18 protein-coding genes are annotated in these 17,187 nt (G+C 66.5%); 4 read left to right on the top strand and 14 right to left on the bottom strand.

The window, feature by feature from the left end; all coding sequences use genetic code 11:
• Positions 1 to 108: 108 nt before the first annotated feature.
• Positions 109 to 750, bottom strand: a complete 642-nt coding sequence (locus ACCD11_RS00325; protein ID WP_007829225.1) for a peroxiredoxin — start codon at positions 748 to 750, stop codon at positions 109 to 111.
• A 154-nt stretch (positions 751 to 904) separates the two neighbouring features.
• Complete coding sequence (locus ACCD11_RS00320; RefSeq protein WP_007829226.1) at positions 905 to 1,819, bottom strand: LysR family transcriptional regulator; 915 nt, start codon at positions 1,817 to 1,819, stop codon at positions 905 to 907.
• Positions 1,820 to 1,955: 136 nt separating this feature from the next.
• Between ACCD11_RS00320 and ACCD11_RS00315 the strand changes: the two genes are divergently transcribed.
• Positions 1,956 to 2,603 carry an FMN-dependent NADH-azoreductase gene (locus ACCD11_RS00315; RefSeq protein WP_413311625.1) on the top strand — a complete coding sequence of 216 codons (648 nt, stop codon included), beginning with the start codon at positions 1,956 to 1,958 and terminating at the stop codon, positions 2,601 to 2,603.
• 71 nt (positions 2,604 to 2,674) lie between these two features.
• Here ACCD11_RS00315 and ACCD11_RS00310 read toward each other — a convergent pair whose 3' ends face one another.
• Positions 2,675 to 3,229: an NADPH-dependent FMN reductase gene (locus ACCD11_RS00310; protein WP_413311623.1), complete on the bottom strand. Its 555-nt coding sequence runs from the start codon at positions 3,227 to 3,229 to the stop codon at positions 2,675 to 2,677.
• A gap of 310 nt (positions 3,230 to 3,539) precedes the next feature.
• Here ACCD11_RS00310 and panE point away from each other — a divergent pair, with 310 nt between their 5' ends.
• Together panE and ACCD11_RS00300 are read left to right on the top strand one after the other, a co-directional pair.
• Positions 3,540 to 4,475: a 2-dehydropantoate 2-reductase gene (panE, locus tag ACCD11_RS00305; RefSeq protein WP_413311622.1), complete on the top strand. Its 936-nt coding sequence runs from the start codon at positions 3,540 to 3,542 to the stop codon at positions 4,473 to 4,475.
• 4 nt (positions 4,476 to 4,479) lie between these two features.
• On the top strand, positions 4,480 to 5,142 hold the full coding sequence (locus tag ACCD11_RS00300) for an Asp/Glu/hydantoin racemase (RefSeq protein WP_413311619.1): 663 nt from the start codon (positions 4,480 to 4,482) through the stop codon (positions 5,140 to 5,142).
• Here ACCD11_RS00300 and ACCD11_RS00295 read toward each other — a convergent pair.
• Positions 5,129 to 6,487: an NAD(P)/FAD-dependent oxidoreductase gene (locus ACCD11_RS00295; RefSeq protein ID WP_413311616.1), complete on the bottom strand. Its 1,359-nt coding sequence runs from the start codon at positions 6,485 to 6,487 to the stop codon at positions 5,129 to 5,131. The genes ACCD11_RS00300 and ACCD11_RS00295 overlap by 14 nt on opposite strands.
• A gap of 137 nt (positions 6,488 to 6,624) precedes the next feature.
• Between ACCD11_RS00295 and ACCD11_RS00290 the strand changes: the two genes are divergently transcribed.
• Positions 6,625 to 7,593 carry an alpha/beta hydrolase family protein gene (locus ACCD11_RS00290; protein WP_413311614.1) on the top strand — a complete coding sequence of 323 codons (969 nt, stop codon included), beginning with the start codon at positions 6,625 to 6,627 and terminating at the stop codon, positions 7,591 to 7,593.
• A gap of 10 nt (positions 7,594 to 7,603) precedes the next feature.
• On the opposite strand, the gene ACCD11_RS00285 is transcribed toward ACCD11_RS00290, so the two are convergent.
• The 10 genes from ACCD11_RS00285 to ssuC form a co-directional block, all read right to left on the bottom strand.
• Positions 7,604 to 9,439, bottom strand: a complete 1,836-nt coding sequence (locus ACCD11_RS00285; RefSeq protein ID WP_413311992.1) for a family 2A encapsulin nanocompartment cargo protein cysteine desulfurase — start codon at positions 9,437 to 9,439, stop codon at positions 7,604 to 7,606.
• Between the two features lie 66 nt (positions 9,440 to 9,505).
• Entirely contained in the window at positions 9,506 to 10,438 is a 933-nt protein-coding gene (locus tag ACCD11_RS00280; RefSeq protein ID WP_056598965.1) for a family 2A encapsulin nanocompartment shell protein, read from the bottom strand.
• Between the two features lie 62 nt (positions 10,439 to 10,500).
• On the bottom strand, positions 10,501 to 10,770 hold the full coding sequence (locus ACCD11_RS00275) for a helix-turn-helix domain-containing protein (protein ID WP_007829247.1): 270 nt from the start codon (positions 10,768 to 10,770) through the stop codon (positions 10,501 to 10,503).
• Positions 10,767 to 11,678 carry a serine O-acetyltransferase EpsC gene (epsC, locus tag ACCD11_RS00270; RefSeq protein WP_413311611.1) on the bottom strand — a complete coding sequence of 304 codons (912 nt, stop codon included), beginning with the start codon at positions 11,676 to 11,678 and terminating at the stop codon, positions 10,767 to 10,769. Before epsC ends, ACCD11_RS00275 begins: the two co-directional genes overlap by 4 nt.
• 34 nt (positions 11,679 to 11,712) lie before the next feature.
• Positions 11,713 to 12,192 (bottom strand): rhodanese-like domain-containing protein, encoded by a 480-nt coding sequence (locus ACCD11_RS00265; protein ID WP_413311609.1) that lies wholly within the window; start codon positions 12,190 to 12,192, stop codon positions 11,713 to 11,715.
• A 554-nt stretch (positions 12,193 to 12,746) separates the two neighbouring features.
• Positions 12,747 to 12,962: a TOBE domain-containing protein gene (locus tag ACCD11_RS00260; RefSeq protein ID WP_007829250.1), complete on the bottom strand. Its 216-nt coding sequence runs from the start codon at positions 12,960 to 12,962 to the stop codon at positions 12,747 to 12,749.
• A 62-nt stretch (positions 12,963 to 13,024) separates the two neighbouring features.
• Positions 13,025 to 14,311, bottom strand: coding sequence for an O-acetylhomoserine aminocarboxypropyltransferase/cysteine synthase family protein (locus ACCD11_RS00255; RefSeq protein ID WP_413311604.1), 1,287 nt, complete (start codon positions 14,309 to 14,311; stop codon positions 13,025 to 13,027).
• A gap of 151 nt (positions 14,312 to 14,462) precedes the next feature.
• A complete protein-coding gene (locus ACCD11_RS00250; RefSeq protein WP_007829253.1) occupies positions 14,463 to 15,293 on the bottom strand; it encodes an ATP-binding cassette domain-containing protein in 831 nt (276 codons plus the stop codon).
• Positions 15,294 to 15,296: 3 nt separating this feature from the next.
• Entirely contained in the window at positions 15,297 to 16,268 is a 972-nt protein-coding gene (locus ACCD11_RS00245; RefSeq protein ID WP_413311601.1) for an aliphatic sulfonate ABC transporter substrate-binding protein, read from the bottom strand.
• A 10-nt stretch (positions 16,269 to 16,278) separates the two neighbouring features.
• The gene (gene ssuC / locus ACCD11_RS00240; protein ID WP_007829255.1) at positions 16,279 to 17,124 is read right to left on the bottom strand and encodes an aliphatic sulfonate ABC transporter permease SsuC; all 846 of its coding nucleotides are present in this window, start codon (positions 17,122 to 17,124) and stop codon (positions 16,279 to 16,281) included.
• Between the last annotated feature and the right edge of the window lie 63 nt (positions 17,125 to 17,187).

The raw sequence follows: 17,187 nt of genomic DNA, 5'->3' as shown, positions 1-17,187 counted from the left end.
TCGCTTCGCCTCCCCCCTCGCCGGGGGCAACACCAGCGGCCCGGCAAAGCCGGTTCCGCGGTGTTCCACGAAGGAGCGTCGATGCTTTCACCGCCTGCTGTTCCGCTCTTACTTGTTCGGCTGCGGCGTGATGCGCAGGTAAGGCTTGACGGCCTTGAAGCCCTTGGGGAAGCGCTGGGCCAGTTCGGCCGGGTCCTGGATGCTCGGGATGATGACCACATCGTCGCCGTCTTTCCAGTTCACGGGCGTGGCCACCTTGTGGCTGTCGGTGAGTTGCAGCGAGTCGATCACGCGCAGGATCTCGTCGAAGTTGCGGCCGGTCGAGGCCGGGTAGGTGATGGTCGCGCGGATGACCTTCTTCGGGTCGATGATGTAGACGCTGCGCACCGTGGCCGTGGCCGAGGCGTTGGGGTGGATCAGGTCGTACAGGTCGGCCACCTTGCGGTCTGCGTCCGCAATGATCGGGAAGTTGACCGTGGTGTTCTGCGTCTCGTTGATGTCGCCGATCCATTCCTTGTGCTTGTCGGCCGGATCGACGCTCAACGCGATGGGCTTCACGCCGCGCTTGGCGAACTCGCCCGACAGCGCCGCGGTCTTGCCGAGTTCGGTGGTGCACACGGGCGTGAAGTCGGCCGGGTGCGAGAAGAACACCACCCACGAATCGCCGGCCCATTGGTAGAAGTCGAGGGGGCCTTCGCTGGAATCCTGGGTGAAATTGGGGGCTGTATCGCCGAGTCGCAGAGTCGCCATGGTCGCTCCTGGGATGGATGGGAGCTTCGGATTGTGCGAACCATTGCTTCAATGCCAAACGAATATCTGCTTGTTTGGATATGGCGTTTTCCGCATAACGAAGACATGGCGGGGGAATTTGGCGCTCATCTTTTCACAGCAAGCCGCGGCCCCCTCAGTACATCCGCATCTCCACGCCCTGCATATGCTCGACGAGGAAATCGATCAGCCGCCGCACTGCCGGCACCAGCGCGCGCCGCGGTGGAAACACCATGTGCGCGATGACCGTCGACGGCCCCCAGTCGCACAACACCTTCACGAGCCGGCCCGCATCGAGATCGGGGCGGCACATGTAGTCGGGCAGCAGCGTGGCGCCGATGCCGGCGAGCGCGGCCGCCTGCAGGGTCGCGATGTCGTCCGCCACGTAGCGCGGCGTGTGCGAATGCAGGTGGATTTCGCCATTCGGGCCTTCGAGGCGCCATTCGCTGCGGCCCTCGCCGTTGGCCGACATCGCCAGCGTCGGCAGCCGCGCCAGGTCGGCCGGCGCCTGGACCGGCCCCTGGCGCTGCATCAGCTCGGGGCTGGCTACCAGCACGCCACGGCTGGTGCCCAGGACTTTGGCCACCAGCGCCGTGCTGTCCTCGATGCTGGGCCGCACGCGCAGCGCGATGTCGATGCCCTCCTCGATCAGGTCCACCGGTCGGTTGATGACCCGCACGTCGACCCGCACCGCCGGGTAGCGCTCCATGAACTGAGGCAGCAGATGGGCGAGCCCGCTGTAGGCGATGGTGACGGGGCAGCTCAGCCGCACCAGCCCGCTCGGCTCGGTCTGCACCTGCGCCACCGCCTCGGCCGCCGCCTGCGCCGCATCACGCATGGCGGACGAATGCCGCAAGTAGATCTCGCCGGCCGGCGTGAGCGACAGGCGCCGCGTGCTGCGCTGCATCAGTTGCACGCCGAGCCGCTCCTCCAGATCCGCCACGCGGCGAGACAGGCGCGATTTGGGAATGCCGAGCGCCCGGCTGGCTGCCGCGAAGCCGCCGCGCTCAGCCACTTCGGCGAAGAAAACCATGTCGTTGAGGTCTTGCATGGCATCGATTGTCCTGCAAACAGGACGATCTAGGCAATTTTTGGCCACTTATCGAAGACTCGATACAAAAATAGAATTCTTCCATCCGCCGGCCACCTTGAGCGCCGACAGCCAACACAGAAAGTGATTGATTGACATGAAGCTGCTCCACATCGACTCCAGCATCCTCGGTACCAACTCCACCTCGCGCCTGCTCTCGGCCGAGGTCGTGACCGCGTGGCGCGCCGCCCACCCCGACACCGCCGTCGAATACCTCGACCTGGCCGTCGACACCCCCTCGCACTTCAGCGCCGATGCGCTGGGCATCAAGACCGGCGTGCAAGCACAGCCCACGGAAGCACAACAGCGTGAAAACGCCCTGTCCGAAAAGCTCGTGAGCCAGTTCCTGGCCTCGGACGTGATCGTCATCGGCACGCCCTTCTACAACTTCTCGATCCCGACGCAACTGAAGGCCTGGATCGACCGCCTCGCGCAGATCGGCCGCACCTTCAAGTACACCGACAAGGGCCCCGTGGGCCTGGCCGGCGGCAAGACCGTCATCGTGGCCTCGACCCGCGGCGGCATCTACTCGACCAGCGAAGGCGGCCAGGCAATGGAACACCAGGAGAGCTACCTCAAGGTGATCTTCGGCTTCTTCGGCATCACCGACGTGCGCTTCGTGCGCGCCGAGGGCGTGGCGATGGGCGACGAAGCCAGGGGCAAGGCCCTGGCCGCGGCCCGCGCCGACATCCTGGTGGCGACGGCCGAAGCCGCGAACCAGCGCGATGCCGCCGTCGCAGCCTGAGTTCGCTCCCGCACCATGAAAAAAGCCGCCCGGCAGGGCGGCTTTTTTCGCTTTGCGCGGAGCAGATCAGATCAGGCTGCGTGGTTCTTGACCCAGGCCACGTACTTGTCCATCCAGCTCTGCAGGAACTTCTTCGAGCCTTCGTTGCCGATGTGGCCCTTGTCGTCGAACAGGTCGTCCTTGGCTTGCAGGAACACTTCGGGCGTGCCCATCGTGGGCACATCGAGGTAGGCCAGGATGTTGCGCAGATGCTGCTGCGCCAGCGCGGTGCCGATGGCACCCACCGAAATGCCGAGCACGCCGGCCGGCTTGCCCGCCCATGCGCTCTGGCCATAGGGGCGCGACGCATGGTCGATGGCGTTCTTCAGCACGCCGGGCACCGAACGGTTGTATTCGGGCGTGACAAACAGCAGGCCCTGAGCCGCCGCGATCTCGGTCTTGATGCGCTTCACCGCCGGCGCCTGGTTGCCGTCGTCGTCCTGGTTGTACAGCGGCAGGTCGTCGATGCGCAGGTTCTCGAAAGTGAAGTCCGCGGGTGCGAGGTGCGCCAGCGCGAGGGCCAGCTTGTGGTTGTACGAATCCTTGCGCAGGCTGCCGACAATGACGGCGATCCGGGTCTGGGCCATGGACGAATCTCCTTGTGTGAGGGGTTGGAATGACGGACACGATTATGCGAAGCGCCCAAGACCTTATCTGGAAAAGCCCATGCGGTGCCGGGCGTACGGCGTCGAATTGAACCGCATTCCGCCAACCCCATCAAGGCGCAGGACGCTCCCGTGACCCGGTCCTCTTCTTCGCACTGCGCCCCCAAGGCGCACGCCTGATGCGGCCCTTTGCCCGCCAGCGACTGCTGGAGAAGGCGACGGCGCAAAGCAGCCTCGCGCGAACGAAGGCATCATCGCTTCCGATCTTTTTTTGGCTCAGGAGCGACACGCGATGAGATTTCTGGTGGTGGGTGCCGGCGCACTCGGTGGTTATTTCGGCGGCCGTCTGCTGGAGGCGGGGCGAGACGTCACCTTCCTGCTGCGCCCGCGCCGTGCGGCACAGCTCGCAAAAACCGGGCTGGTGGTGCAGAGTCCCTTCGGCAACCTGCAGCTGCCCGCACCCAGGCACGTGCTGGCCGACGGCATCGACGGCCCCTACGATGTGGTCGTGGTCGGCAGCAAGGCCTACGACCTCGATTCGACGATGGACTCCTTCGCGCCGGCGGTCGGCCCCGACACCGTGATCCTTCCGCTGCTCAATGGCATGAGCCACCTCGACCGCCTGGCCGAACGCTTCGGCAGCGAGCGTGTGCTGGGCGGCCTGTGCATGATCTCGGCCACGCTCGACGACGAGGGCCACGTGCTGCACCTCAACGACATGCATGGGCTGAGCTACGGCGAACGCGCCGGCGGCCGCTCGGCCCGCGTAGATGCCATCGCGGCACAGTTCGCGGGTGCGAAATTCGATGCCACGGCCAGCGAGAGCATCTCGCAGGACATGTGGGAAAAGTGGGTCTTCATCGCTTCGGCAGCAGGCCTCACGAGCTTGATGCGCGCGTCCATTGGCGACATCGTGAGCGCCGGCGGGCAGGACGTGGCGCTGTCGATCTTCGACGAGTGCTGCGCCATCGCCGCGCACAACGGCTTTGCGCCCCGCCCCGCCGCCGTGCAGCGCGGGCGCGCCATCATGACGGCCGCCGGCTCGCCGATGACGGCGTCGATGTACAAGGACATGGTGCGCGGCGCGGCGGTCGAGGCGGATCACATCGTCGGCGACCTGCTGAGCCGCGCGGCGCCAAGTAATTCACCAGTGCCGACGGTGCTGCGCACCGCATACGTCCACCTCAAGGCCTACGAAGCGCAACGCGCCCGCACGGCGAGCGCCTGAGGCCATGCGCGACGCGCTGGCGTTCCTGCACACGGCACAGGTGCATGTGCCGACCTTCGAGCGGCTGGCGAGCGAGATCGCGCCCGCCCTGCGCGTGCGGCATTCGGTGCGGGAGGACCTGCTGGCCGATGCGCGCGTGGTGGGCCTCGATGACTCGGGGCTCGTGACACGCGTTCACGACGCCATGCGCGAAGCCGCATCCGGCGGTGCTGCGGTCGTCGTCTGCACCTGCTCGACCATTGGCGCCATCGCGGAACGAACAGCTCCGAGCGGCGCGTTCAAGGCCATGCGCATCGATCGCGCCATGGCCGACCGCGCTGTGCGCGCCGGGCCGCGCGTGTTGATCGTGGCGGCGCTCGAAAGCACGCTTGCGCCTACAGAGGCCTTGATTCTCTGCGCTGCGGAGAACGCGAGCGTCACGGTGCAACCAGACGCATTGCTCGTCGAAGAAGCCTGGCCCTATTTCGAAGCCGGCGACGGCACGCGCTACATCGAGGCCCTGGCCCGTTCGATCCGCGCTGCGTCAGGCAGGGCCGACGTCGTCGTGCTGGCACAGGCCTCGATGGCCCCCGTGGCCGCCCTGCTCGCGGACCTCGGCATCGACGTACTCAGCAGCCCCGCACTGGGCGTTGAACGCGCAGTAGCGCTGGCGGCTACTCCGACTTGAGGATCGTCTCCCCCTTCAACATGCCCATGTCCCGGATGTTGAAGCGATGCCGCTTCCAGCCCTCCCAGGTCCGCCGCATGTGCGTGACCGAGATGAAGTAGTACAGAACCTTGAACATGCCGAGCGGCCCCCGCATCGGCGTGCCGCGGTAGATGTCGCCGGCCAGCAGCGACATCAGCCCCTCCTTCACGCGGAAGGGGTTGCCCGGATGCATGAACATGTCGCGGATGGTCGGGTTGGTCACGCGGTAGATGAACCACGAGTACTCGCGCGGGCCCTTGCGCATCATGGCCTCGAAGTCCTTGCGTGCGGCCGCCAGCTCGGTGGGCCGATCGAGCGCCTTTGCCACCAGTTCGGCGCCGTCGAAGGCGCTGTGCATCGCGAGGTACACGCCCGAGGAAAACATCGGGTCGATGAAGGTGAAGGCGTCGCCCAGCAACAGGTAGCGATCGCCCGTGGCATGCGTGCTCGAATACGAAAAATTGCCGGTGGCATGCACCGCATCGTCGACCAGCGTGGCGTTCTTCAGGCGTTCCACCAGCACCGGACAGGTCGCGATGGTGTCGTAGAAGAACTCCTTCAGCGGCTTGTCGCGCGTCTTCAGGTAGTACGGCCAGCACACCGCGCCCACGCTGGTGGTGCCGTCGGCCAGCGGAATGAACCAGAACCAGCCATGCGGAAACCAGCAGATGCTGATGTTGCCTTCCTTCTTACCCTCCAGCCGCTCGGCGTTCGTGAAGTGGCCGAACAGCGCGGTGCTGTTGTGGTCCGGGTTCTTTTCCTTGCAGCGGAATTTGTTGGCCAGCAGCGTGTCGCGGCCGGTGGCATCGACCACGAAGCGGGCGCGCCAGCTGCGGCGTGCGCCGTCGTCCATCTCGGCTCGCACCGTGGCGCCGTCGGCATCGAAGGCCACGTCGCGCACCTTGCAGCCTTCGATCGTCTGCGCGCCGCGCACGGCCGCGTTGCGGAACAGCAGCTCGTCGAGCTCCGAACGGCGCACCTGCCAGGCGGAGTCGAGCGACTTGTCCATCCCTTCGGCAAAGTCCACGTAGCTGCGGTGCTCGTGCTCGGGCGAGACGAACTCAATGCCGAACTTGGGCATGCCGATCTTCTCGACCTGGTCGCGCACGCCGAGCTTGTCGAACAATTCGACGTTCGCGGGCAGCAGCGATTCGCCGATGTGAAAACGCGGATGGTGTTCCTTCTCGACCAGCACCACCTTGCGGCCCTGCTGCGTCAGCAGCGCCGAAATCGTCGACCCGGCGGGGCCGCCGCCGATCACGAACACGTCGCAGGATTCTGGAGAACTGGAAACGCCGGGGGAGGAAACCTGGGGCTGGGACATGCGAAGACAAGCTGCGTTGTTGACAGCGACAGAGCATAGCGCGCTCGCATCGCCCGACGCAAAACGGGCTGGTCGCATGGGTCGGGAGACGGCACACTTGTGCCCCACCATCCCTTGCCCTTGAGGCATTGCACGCCATGTTCCTGCATCGCCTTGCCTTGGCTGCCGCGCTCTGCCTGACTGCCGCATGGAGCCATGCGGCGGGCTTCAGCTTCATCGAAGTCCCGGCCGACAAGGACGGGCCGGCCTTGCGTGGCGCGGTGTGGACACCTTGCGAGACGGCGCCCGGCGAGATCGCGTTCGGACTGATCGCCATTTCGGCCACCAGAGACTGCCCCATCGCCGGCACGAAGCTCCCGCTGGTGCTGATGTCGCACGGCTCGGGTGGCTCGTTCCTGGGTCACCACGACACGGCGGCCGCGCTGGCCGATGCCGGCTTCGTGGTCGCCGCCATCAACCACCCGAACGACAACTTCCAGGATCTCGAGCGCCGGGGCCATCTCTCGACCCTGGCCGCGCGGCCTGTCGACATGCGGCGGCTGGCCGACCACATGCTCGGCGCGTGGCCCGCGCGCGAGAAGCTCGCCGCCGACCAGGTCGGCTTCTTCGGCTTCTCCCGCGGTGGCTTCACCGGCCTCGTGGCGACGGGCGCGGTGCCTGACTTCAGGCTCGGCCTGCGCTTTTGCACGCCGACATCGAAGATTCCGTTCTGCGGACAGATCCAGCGCCAGGAGCTGCCTGCGCCTCCGGTGCGCGATGCGCGCATCAAGGCCGCCGTCATCGTCGATCCGCTGAGCTTCTTCGACGCCGAGGGGTTGAATCAGGTCGCGGTGCCCGTCCAGCTTTGGGCCTCTGCCCGTGGCGGCGACGGGGTGACTCCGGACGACGTGGAAGCCATCCGCCGCAACCTTCCCGTGCCGCCGGACTGGCACGTGGCCGCGAACGCCGGGCACTTCGCGTTTTTGGCGCCCTGCGCGCCCGCCATGGCCAAGGCCCTGCCGGAGATCTGCAACGACGGCGCCGGCTTCGACCGCTCCGCCTTCCATGCGGACTTCAATGCCAGGGTGCTCGCCTTTTTCAGGCAGCACCTCACATCGAAGCCCTGATCCGGCCGCGCTACCGCGTGCGCCGCTGGCCGGCCAGCCGCCGTACCACCGCCACCAGCCGGTCGATTTCGTCGAAGGTGTTGTAGAACGCCAGCGACGGCCGCACTGTGGTCTCGACGCCGAAGCGCCGCAGGATCGGCTGCGCGCAGTGGTGCCCCGTGCGCACCGCAATGCCCTCGTCGTTGAGCGCGTGGCCCACCTCCTCGGTGCTGTAGCCGTCGAGCACGAAGGACATCACGCTGGCCTTGTCGGCCGCCGTGCCGATCAGCCGCACACCCGCAATCGCACCGAGCTGCGCCATGCCGTACAGCAGCAGGTCGTGTTCGTAGCGCGCGATGTTCTCGATACCGACTTTGTTGACATAGTCGATGGCGGCGCCCAGCCCCACGGCATCGGCAATGTTGCCGGTGCCGGCCTCGAACTTGTTCGGGATCGGCTGGAACACGGTCTTCTCGAAGGTCACGTCGGCAATCATGTTGCCGCCGCCCTGCCACGGCGGCATGTCTTCGAGCACCTCGCGCTTGCCCCAGACCACGCCGATGCCGGTGGGGCCGAAGACCTTGTGGCCCGAGAACACGAAGAAGTCGGCTCCGATGTCCTGCACGTCCACGCGCATGTGCGACACCGATTGCGCGCCGTCGACCAGCGCCTTCGCGCCCGCGCGGTGCGCCAGCTCGACGATCTCCTTCACCGGTACCACGGTGCCCAGCGCATTCGAGACCTGCGTGACTGCCACGATCTTCGTGCGGTCGTTCAGCAGCTTGCGGTATTCGTCGAGCAGCACCTGGCCCGAGTCGTCCACCGGGATCACGCGCAGCTTCGCGCCCTTGGCGGCGGCAAGCTGCTGCCACGGCACGATGTTGGCGTGGTGCTCCAGGTTCGACACGATGATCTCGTCGCCCTCGCCCACGTGCTGGCTGCCCCAGCTCTTGGCCACGAGGTTGATGGCCTCGGTGGTGCCGCGCACGAAGATCACCTCTTCGACTTCGGGTGCGTTGATGAAGCGGCGCACCCGTTCGCGCGCGCCTTCGTAGGCGTCGGTCGCGCGCGCGGCCAGCTCATGGGCTGCGCGGTGGATGTTCGAGTTCTCGTGCTCGTAGAAGTACGCGATGCGGTCGATGACCGACTGCGGCTTGTGCGTGGTGGCCGCGTTGTCGAACCACACGAGCTGCTTGCCGTTCACGCGCTCCTGCAGGATCGGGAAGTCGCGTCGCACGGCGTGCACGTCGAACGGCGGATGCTGGCCGCTGCCGGCCAGCGGCACCGCGTCGGGGCCGCGCGGATCGGGCTTGGCCGGCGTGACGAAGCCGTTGGGCAGGCGCACCGCATCGACGAAGTAGAACTGCGCATCGCGTCCGGCCGGCGCCGAAGGCGGGCTCGGTGGCAATGCGGGCTGCGTCGTCGACGCAGCGAGGCCCGCGAACGGATCGTGGATCGCGAAACCGTCACTGGCAACGGCCGTCGGATGTCCGTAGCTGTTGTTCAGGAAGTAGAACGGTGATGCAGAGGCTGCCTGCGGCGACGCAGGCGCCCCCACCTGCTGCGGCACGCCCTGCACCACGCCGCCCGAGCGCGACTCGAAAGCCGGCGCCACCGACAGCACCGTGTCCGGCACGCCGTTGCCCGCCACAGCATGCGGCAGCAGCGCCGGCGCGCGGTTCGCGAGCGAGGGCAGCTGCGTCGGCGATGCCGGCAGCACGTTGGCGCCCGGAATCTGCCCCTGTGGGATCGGCGTGCCCGGCACGCTCGGCCCAAAGCCCGCGGGGCTCACCAGCGGCGAGCCCGGCGGTGCGACGTTGGCGGGAAACTGCGCGCCCGGCGGCGCGGAGAACATGGCGCTGGCCATGCGCGCGAGAACGGCCGGATCGAACGGCGCCTCGCCCGGGAACGTGGGTGTGCTGCTCACCGCGGCTTACTTGTAGGTGTCGGGATAGTCGTGGTACTTGCCGATCTCGACGTCGTCGAGCACGGCCAGCGCGTCGGTGGTCAGCACCGCGAGCGAGCAGTACAGCGAGATCAGGTAAGACGCGATCGCGTGATTGTTGATGCCCATGAAGCGCACCGACAGCCCCGGGCCCTGCTCGCCCGACAGACCCGGCTGGAACAGGCCCACCACGCCCTGGCGCTTGTCGCCCACGCGCAGCAGCAGGATCTTGCTCTTGCCGTCGGCCACCGGCACCTTGTTCGACGGAATCAGCGGAATGCCGCGCCAGGTGATGAACTGCGAACCGAACAGGCTCACAGTCGGCGGCGGCGTGCCGCGGCGCGTGGCTTCGCGCCCGAAAGCGGCGATGGCCAGCGGGTGCGTGAGGAAGAATGCCGGCTCCTTCCACACCTTGGTCAACAGCTCGTCGAGGTCATCAGGCGTGGGCGCACCGGTCAGCGGGAAGATGCGCTGCTCTTCCGTCACTTGCGCCAGCAGGCCGTAGTCAGGGTTGTTGATGAGCTCGCTCTCCTGGTTCTCCTTGATCGTCTCGATCGTGAGGCGCAGCTGCTCCTTGATCTGGTCGTGCGGGCTGCTGTAGAGGTCGGAGATGCGGGTGTGCACGTCGAGCACGGTGCTCACAGCATTGAGGTAGTGCTCGCGCGGGCTTTCTTCGTAGTCGACGAAGGTGCGCGGCAGCTGGTTTTCTTCTTCGCGCGAGGTGCAGGTGACCTTGATCGATTCGGGATTCTTGACCTTGTTCACGCGGTAAATGCCGGCCTCCACCGGCACCCATTGCAGCAGGTGCGTCAGCCAGCGCGGGCTGATGGTTTCGAGCTGGGGGACTGTCTTGGTGGCATTGGCCAGCTGGCGTGCGGCGTTGTCGCCAAGGGCGGTGATACCACCGACTGTTGCGCTCATGAATCAAGGCTCCGTGTTGAGAAGAAAGTGGCCGCCAGTGTCCGGTAGCCACGGGTTTTCCCTCAACAGGCTATAGCCGCCAAGTTGATCCTTCGCGCAAGACGCGATTGTTCCAACTGCTCGCAGCGCATGAGCAGGCCGACCATGTTGATGCCGAGCGCGGTGGCCAGCTTCTGCGCGGTAACGATCGACGGGATGACGCGGCCGCGTTCGATCTCGCCCACGTAGGAGCGGTTCAGATCGGAGCGCTCGGCCAGCTCCTCCTGCGACCAGCCCTCGCCTTCGCGCAGCTGGCGGATGGTCACGCCGAAGTCTTCGACGAATGCTTTCATGCGCCACCCTTCGGTGCGTTCTGCAGGCTGGCCTGCGTGACGCTCGCACCCGGTTTCACGTCGTCGGTGATCCAGACGTTGCCGCCGATGACCGCGCCCTTGCCAAGCGTGACGCGGCCGAGAATGGTCGCGCCCGCGTAGATGACCACGTCGTCTTCCACCACCGGATGCCGCGGCAGCCCCTTCTGCAGGTTGCCCTCGGTGTCGATCGGAAAACGCTTGGCACCGAGCGTCACGGCCTGGTACAGCCGCACACGCTTGCCGATGACCGCCGTCTCGCCGATCACGACGCCAGTGCCGTGGTCGATGAAGAAGCCCGCGTCGATCTGCGCGCCCGGGTGGATGTCGATGCCCGTCTGCCCGTGCGCCAACTCGGCCACGATGCGTGCCAGCAGCGGCAGGCCGAGCTTGTAGAGTTCGTGCGCAAGGCGATGGTGGATCATCGCGAGCACGCCGGGGTAGCACAGCAGCACCTCGTCGACGCTGCGCGCAGCCGGGTCGCCCTGGTAGGCCGCGAGCACGTCGCTGTCGAGCAGGCGGCGCAGTCCAGGCAGTGCGTTCGCGAACCGGCGCACGGCCTCGGTGGCGATGTCATCGACCTCGTGCGCGGGGCGCGGCTCGTGGCGCGCGTTGTAGTTGAGTTCAAGCCGTGCCTGCGCCAGCAGCGCCTGCAGCGCCGCATCGAGTGTGTGGCCGACGTAGAAGTCTTCACTCTCGTGGCGCAGGTCCGGCGGGCCCAGCCGCATCGGAAAGAGCGCGCCTTTCAGCGACTCGACGGTCTGCGCAAGCGCATCGCGCGACGGAAACTCGCGTGCGCCGGGCTCGCGCGAGCGGCGCTGCGAGTCGCGCCACTCGTCGCGCACGCTGTGCAGCGCACGCACGATGTCGCTCACTTCGAAATGGGCCATGTGTGTTTCTCCCTGGAAGATGTGCCTGGTGCGCTCAGTCCTGCACCCACGGCAGGCCGTGGAAGCGCCAACCGTCGGAGCCGCCGCGATGCTGCTGCGCATCGATCTCGCCCTCGAAGCCTTCGAGCACGTTGAACACCTGCGTGAAACCCGCCTTGGCAGCGGCCTCGGCCGCCAGCGCGGACCGCTTGCCGCTGCGGCACAACAGCAGCACCACGGCCTCCTTGCCGCCGTCCTTCGCAAGCCTGGCTTCGAGTTCGCGCACGAAGCGGGGGTTGCGCGTGAGCGCCGTACCGGTGGCCCACGCCACGTGCAGGCTCTCGGGCACATGGCCGACGAACTTGCGTTCTTCACCCGAGCGCACATCGACCAGCACGGCCAGGCCCTTCTGCACCAACTCCCAGGCCACCGGTGGCGTCACGCCGCCGGCGTAAGGTAAATTGCTTTCGGTGGCCTTGGCGCGCGCCTGTTCCAGTGCTTCGGGCAAGACGAGTTCTTCAACTTCCACTGACATGCTGTGCGGCTCCTGTTATGCGTTGGATTCGCCTTGATGGCGATGGCCACCACTGTAGGAGCCCGGGGCGCAAGCTCAAACAACCGAAAAGTCGGTTCCTAACAACCAGACGTTGTATAGCCGCATGTCAGGCAGCGGCTCCCGCGGTGGCGGCGCGCACGGCCGGCGCGGTCTGATCCACGCTCTGCTTTCAGGAACACCGCCAGGTTCGAGTTGGGCGTTCGCCTCGAAGATGTTGATCCTCCCTGTGGGCTCAACTCCGATGACGATGATCTTTCCATTTCTGAAAGTCACGGAAGCGTCACCTGAACACGACATCGGAGCAATCCAGGAGATCCTTGTTCTCCCACACAGACCCACTGGAGGGTTCGACGACTTCGATCTTCTTTACTGAATCAAGCGAATACCGCTTGTCAGCCGCGTGGACCAGGGCGCCTGTTGCAGCTGCAACCAACGCCGCCATGCCCCGCAGATCGCTGCAAGCACACACCCTCGAAAACGAAAAAACCCGGCGCCAAAGCGGCGCCGGGTCATCGCAGATGCCCGAGGGTCCGTCAGAGCTTCGCGATCGAAACCTCGGTCGACTTCACGAGCGCGACCACGTCGGAGCCCACCTTCAGCTGCAGCTCGTCGACCGAGCGCGTGGTGATGACCGAGGTGACGATGCCCCAGGCGGTCTCGACGTCGACTTCGGAGACGACGTCGCCGCGGATGATCTCGCGGACCTTGCCCTTGAACTGGTTGCGCACGTTGATGGCTTGGATGGACATGATATTTCTTTCTCTTTCAGGTTGAAGGAATGATCGGGATGGGTAAAACAGGAGCGATGCGATCACCTGGCTGCGGCCAAGGCCTGTTCGAGGTCGGCGATCAGGTCGTCGATGTGCTCGATGCCGACCGACAGGCGAACTGTGTCCTCCGTGACGCCGGCCTTGGCAAGCTCTTCGGGCGACAACTGCCGGTGCGTGGTCGATGCGGGGTGCGTGGCCAGCGAGCGCACGTCGCCGATGTTCACGAGGCGCGTGAAGAGCTTCAGCGCATCGAGGAACTTCGCCCCGCCCTCGCGACCGGCGCCGATGCCGAAGGTCAGCACGCCGCTGGAACGGCCGCCGAAGTACTTCTTCGCCAGCGCATGATCGGCATGGTCTTCGAGCGCCGCGTAGTTCACCCAGTTGACGGCCTTGCTCTGCTTGAGGTGCTGCGCCACCGCCAGTGCATTGCTGCTGATGCGGTCCATGCGCAGCGCCAGCGTCTCGATGCCCTGCAGGATCAGGAAGGCGTTGAACGGCGAGATGGCCGCGCCCGTGTTGCGCAGCGGCACCACGCGTGCGCGGCCGATGTAGGCGGCCGCGCCCAGCGCCTCGGTGTAGACCACGCCGTGATAGCTCACGTCGGGTTCGTTCAAGCGCCTGAAGCGCTGCTTGTGCTCCGCCCACGGGAACTTGCCCGAATCGACGATGGCGCCGCCGATGCTGGTGCCGTGGCCCCCCAGGTACTTGGTGAGCGAATGCACCACGATGTCGGCGCCGTGCTCGATGGGCCGGCTCAGGTACGGCGACGGCACCGTGTTGTCGACGATCAGCGGCACGCCGTGGCGGTGCGCGATCTCGGCGATGGCCGCGATGTCGGTCACGTTGCCGGCCGGGTTGCCCAACGATTCGACGAACACCGCCTTGGTCTTCTCGTCGAACAGCTTATCGAAACTCGACGGATCGCGGTGGTCCGCGAAGCGCGTGGTGATGCCGAATTGCGGCAGCGTGTGGGCGAACAGGTTGTAGGTGCCGCCATACAGCGCGGTGCTGCTGATGATGTTGTCGCCCGCCTCCGCGATGGTCTGGATCGCATAGGTCACGGCCGCCTGGCCCGAGGCCAGCGCGAGCGCGGCGATGCCGCCTTCCAGCGCGGCCACGCGCTGCTCAAGCACATCCTGCGTCGGGTTGTTGATGCGGGTGTAGATGTTGCCCGGCACCTTCAGGTCGAACAGGTCGGCGCCGTGCTGCGCGCTGTCGAAGGCGTAGGCCACCGTCTGGTAGATCGGCGGCGCCACGGCGCGGGTGGTCGGCTCGGGCGAATAGCCGGCGTGCACCGACAGGGTTTCGAATTTCCAGTTCTGCGACATGCGGATCACCTTTCAGAGTTGAAGGAAAAAGCGAGCTGGCGGATTGAATTCATCCAGGAATACCGCGGAACCGGCTCTGCCGGGCCGCTGGTATTGCCCCCAGCGAGGGGGTTGGCGGCCACACGAAGTGGGCAAGCCTGGGGGGTGAACATCAAATTGCCCAGCGCAGGGCATGGGCCGGGGGCGTAAGCCAACTGGCATCGGTGCTTTGCGCGTCGGTCTCTTCGGACTTCTGCAGCACCCTGTCGAGGATTCGTTTTTCAATCGCCGCAAAGGCAGGGTCGCCCTGCGAGCGCGGACGGGCCAGCGCGATGTTCTCGTCGAGTGCGATCCGGCCGTCTTCGATCAGGATCACGCGATCGGCCAGCGCAACGGCTTCCTGCACGTCGTGCGTCACCAGCAGCGCGGTGAAGCGGTGGTGCTGCCACAGGTTCTCGATGAGGCGGTGCATCTCGATGCGCGTCAACGCATCCAGCGCGCCCAGCGGCTCGTCGAGCAGCAGCAGGCGCGGGTGGTGCACCAGCGCGCGCGCCAGTGCCACACGCTGGCGCTGCCCGCCCGACAGGCGTGCAGGCCATTCGTTCTCACGGTCGGCCAACCCGACTTGCGCGAGCACTTCCTTGCCGCGCGCCTTCGCATCGTTCGACAGGCCCAGCGTCACGTTGTCGAGCACGCGGCGCCAGGGAAGAAGGCGCGCCTCCTGGAACATGATGCGGGTGTCGTCGTGCAGCCCGTTCACGGCCTTGCCGTCGGTGTAGAGCCCGCCAGAGCTCGGCTCCTCCAGGCCCGCGACGAGCCGCAGCAGCGTGCTCTTGCCGCAGCCGCTGCGCCCGACGATGGCGATGAACTGGCCCGGCTCGATGGTCAACCGGGTGTTGCGCAGCACTTCGCGCGCGCCATAGCGCTTGTGCAGGCCGCGCGCTTCGAGGCGCACGCCGCCGGCGATGGCCTGGGATTGGATGTCTTTCAGAACGGCACTCATGGGTCAGGCTCCAGGCTTGAACAGCGCCACATTCAGCGCATCGATCTTTCGGGGCAGCAGCTTTTCGGCGAAAAAGGCGTCGGCGATACGCTGCTGTTCGACCAGACCCTCGGGCGCCACCGGGCGCACCGCGTAGCTGCGGCGGGCGTTGGCCTGTTCGATGGTCGCGGCGTCGAGGCCCCACACCGGGGACAGCAATGCGGCCGCCTCCTTCGGGTTCTGCTTGACCCACCGGCCGGTCTTCTCCAGTTCGGCATAGACCACGCGCAGCACGTCGGGTCGCGCCTTCGCGAATCTGGTGCGCGCCAGGTAGTAGCGCTGGTACGACGCGATGCCCGTGCCGTCGGCCAACACGCGCACCTTCGACTGGCGCTGCGCGGCGGCGAGGAACGGATCCCACACCACCCAGGCGTCGATCGCGCCCTTCTCGAAGGCTGCGCGGCCGTCGGCAGGCGTGAGGTAGGCGGGCTCGATGTCCTTGAACGACAGACCGGCATTGTCGAGCGCGGCGATCAGCAGGTAGTGCGCACCAGCCGCCTTGGCAAAACCGACCTTCTTGCCCTTCAGGTCGGCCACGATCTTGAGCGGCGAATCTTCACGCACGACGATGGCCTGCGCGGCGGGCGACGGCGCTTCCTGCGCGATGAAGGTCAGGTCGGCGCCTGCCGCCTGTGCGAACACGGGCACGGTGTCGGCCACGTCGGCGCTGATATCGAGGTTGTCGAGGTTCAGCGCTTCGAGCAGCGGCAGGCCGCTGGTGAACTCGTGCCAGCTCAGCGCGGCTTTGAGCGGCGCGAGCTGCTTCTCGAGCGCGCCCTGTGCCTTGAGCACGGCGATCAACGTCGACGACTTCTGGTAGCCGAGCCGCACGATGACCGGCCGCGCGGCCACGCCCTGTGCAAGCACCGTGTTGGCCCCCATTGCGCCCAGCGTGGCGATGGCCGCGCGTCGGGAGATGATGGACGAATGTGTCATGCCTCGGCCCTCATTTCGCCTTCTTCTGGTAGCCGGGGTGCCAGCGCAGCCACCATTGCTCCAGCCCGCGCGCGAACAGGTCGGCCAGCTTGCCGAGCAGCGCGTACAGCAGGATGCCCACCAGCACGATGTCGGTCTGCAGAAACTCGCGGGCGTTCATCGTGAGGTAGCCGATACCGGCCTGCGCCGAGATGGTCTCGGCCACGATCAGGATCACCCACATCAGGCCGAGCGAGAAGCGCAGACCCACCAGGATCGACGACAGCGCCCCCGGCAGGATCACCTCGCGGTACAGCTGCCATCGCGACAGGCCATAGGTGCGGCCCATCTCGATCAGCTGCGGATCGACGTTGCGGATGCCGTGGAAGGTGTTGAGATAGATCGGGAAGAACACCGACACCGAGATCAGGAACAGCTTGGCCGATTCGTCGATGCCGAACCACAGGATCACCAGCGGGATCAGCGCGAGCGCCGGAATGTTGCGCACCATCTGGATGGTGGAGTCGAGCAGCGTCTCGGCGAACTTCACCGAGCCCGTCAGCAGGCCCAGCGCGAGCCCTGCCCCGCCGCCGATGGCGAGCCCCGCCAGCGCGCGGCCCGCGCTGACCTTCACGTGTGTCCACAGCTCGCCCGAGGCCGTGAGCGTCCATGCGGCCTTGACCACGTCGACCGGCGCCGGCAGCACGCGGGTGCTGAGCCAGCCCAGCGACGACGCGATCTGCCAGAACACGATGAGCCCGACGGGCACGAGCCACGGCACCAGCCGCTTCGCGACGTTGACGGCGAACCCTGCGAGCGTGCTGCCGGTGTTTTCCACCGGCGCCACGGCCGGCAGCTCCTGAACTTGTTCGGTCATGTGATTCCCTCTTTTCAAGAAACACCGTGGAGCCGGCTTTGCCGGGCCGCTGGTGTTGCCCCC

Source organism: Variovorax sp. Varisp36, from assembly GCF_047304235.1.
Lineage (GTDB): Bacteria > Pseudomonadota > Gammaproteobacteria > Burkholderiales > Burkholderiaceae_C > Variovorax.
The sequence above is the reverse complement of the archived record's forward strand: the minus strand, read 5'-3'. Positions and strand labels throughout refer to the sequence as shown.

Coding starts and splice junctions, on each gene's coding strand:
- ACCD11_RS00300 (WP_413311619.1), top strand. CDS start 4,480: ATGCGCGACGCGCTGGCGTTCCTGCACACGGCACAGGTGCATGTGCCG.
- ACCD11_RS00315 (WP_413311625.1), top strand. CDS start 1,956: ATGAAGCTGCTCCACATCGACTCCAGCATCCTCGGTACCAACTCCACC.
- ACCD11_RS00265 (WP_413311609.1), bottom strand. CDS start 12,192: ATGTCAGTGGAAGTTGAAGAACTCGTCTTGCCCGAAGCACTGGAACAG.
- ACCD11_RS00290 (WP_413311614.1), top strand. CDS start 6,625: ATGTTCCTGCATCGCCTTGCCTTGGCTGCCGCGCTCTGCCTGACTGCC.
- ACCD11_RS00295 (WP_413311616.1), bottom strand. CDS start 6,487: ATGTCCCAGCCCCAGGTTTCCTCCCCCGGCGTTTCCAGTTCTCCAGAA.
- ACCD11_RS00320 (WP_007829226.1), bottom strand. CDS start 1,819: ATGCAAGACCTCAACGACATGGTTTTCTTCGCCGAAGTGGCTGAGCGC.
- ACCD11_RS00280 (WP_056598965.1), bottom strand. CDS start 10,438: ATGAGCGCAACAGTCGGTGGTATCACCGCCCTTGGCGACAACGCCGCA.
- panE (WP_413311622.1), top strand. CDS start 3,540: ATGAGATTTCTGGTGGTGGGTGCCGGCGCACTCGGTGGTTATTTCGGC.
- ACCD11_RS00255 (WP_413311604.1), bottom strand. CDS start 14,311: ATGTCGCAGAACTGGAAATTCGAAACCCTGTCGGTGCACGCCGGCTAT.
- ACCD11_RS00310 (WP_413311623.1), bottom strand. CDS start 3,229: ATGGCCCAGACCCGGATCGCCGTCATTGTCGGCAGCCTGCGCAAGGAT.
- ACCD11_RS00245 (WP_413311601.1), bottom strand. CDS start 16,268: ATGACACATTCGTCCATCATCTCCCGACGCGCGGCCATCGCCACGCTG.
- ACCD11_RS00325 (WP_007829225.1), bottom strand. CDS start 750: ATGGCGACTCTGCGACTCGGCGATACAGCCCCCAATTTCACCCAGGAT.
- epsC (WP_413311611.1), bottom strand. CDS start 11,678: ATGGCCCATTTCGAAGTGAGCGACATCGTGCGTGCGCTGCACAGCGTG.
- ssuC (WP_007829255.1), bottom strand. CDS start 17,124: ATGACCGAACAAGTTCAGGAGCTGCCGGCCGTGGCGCCGGTGGAAAAC.
- ACCD11_RS00250 (WP_007829253.1), bottom strand. CDS start 15,293: ATGAGTGCCGTTCTGAAAGACATCCAATCCCAGGCCATCGCCGGCGGC.
- ACCD11_RS00285 (WP_413311992.1), bottom strand. CDS start 9,439: ATGGCCAGCGCCATGTTCTCCGCGCCGCCGGGCGCGCAGTTTCCCGCC.
- ACCD11_RS00275 (WP_007829247.1), bottom strand. CDS start 10,770: ATGAAAGCATTCGTCGAAGACTTCGGCGTGACCATCCGCCAGCTGCGC.
- ACCD11_RS00260 (WP_007829250.1), bottom strand. CDS start 12,962: ATGTCCATCCAAGCCATCAACGTGCGCAACCAGTTCAAGGGCAAGGTC.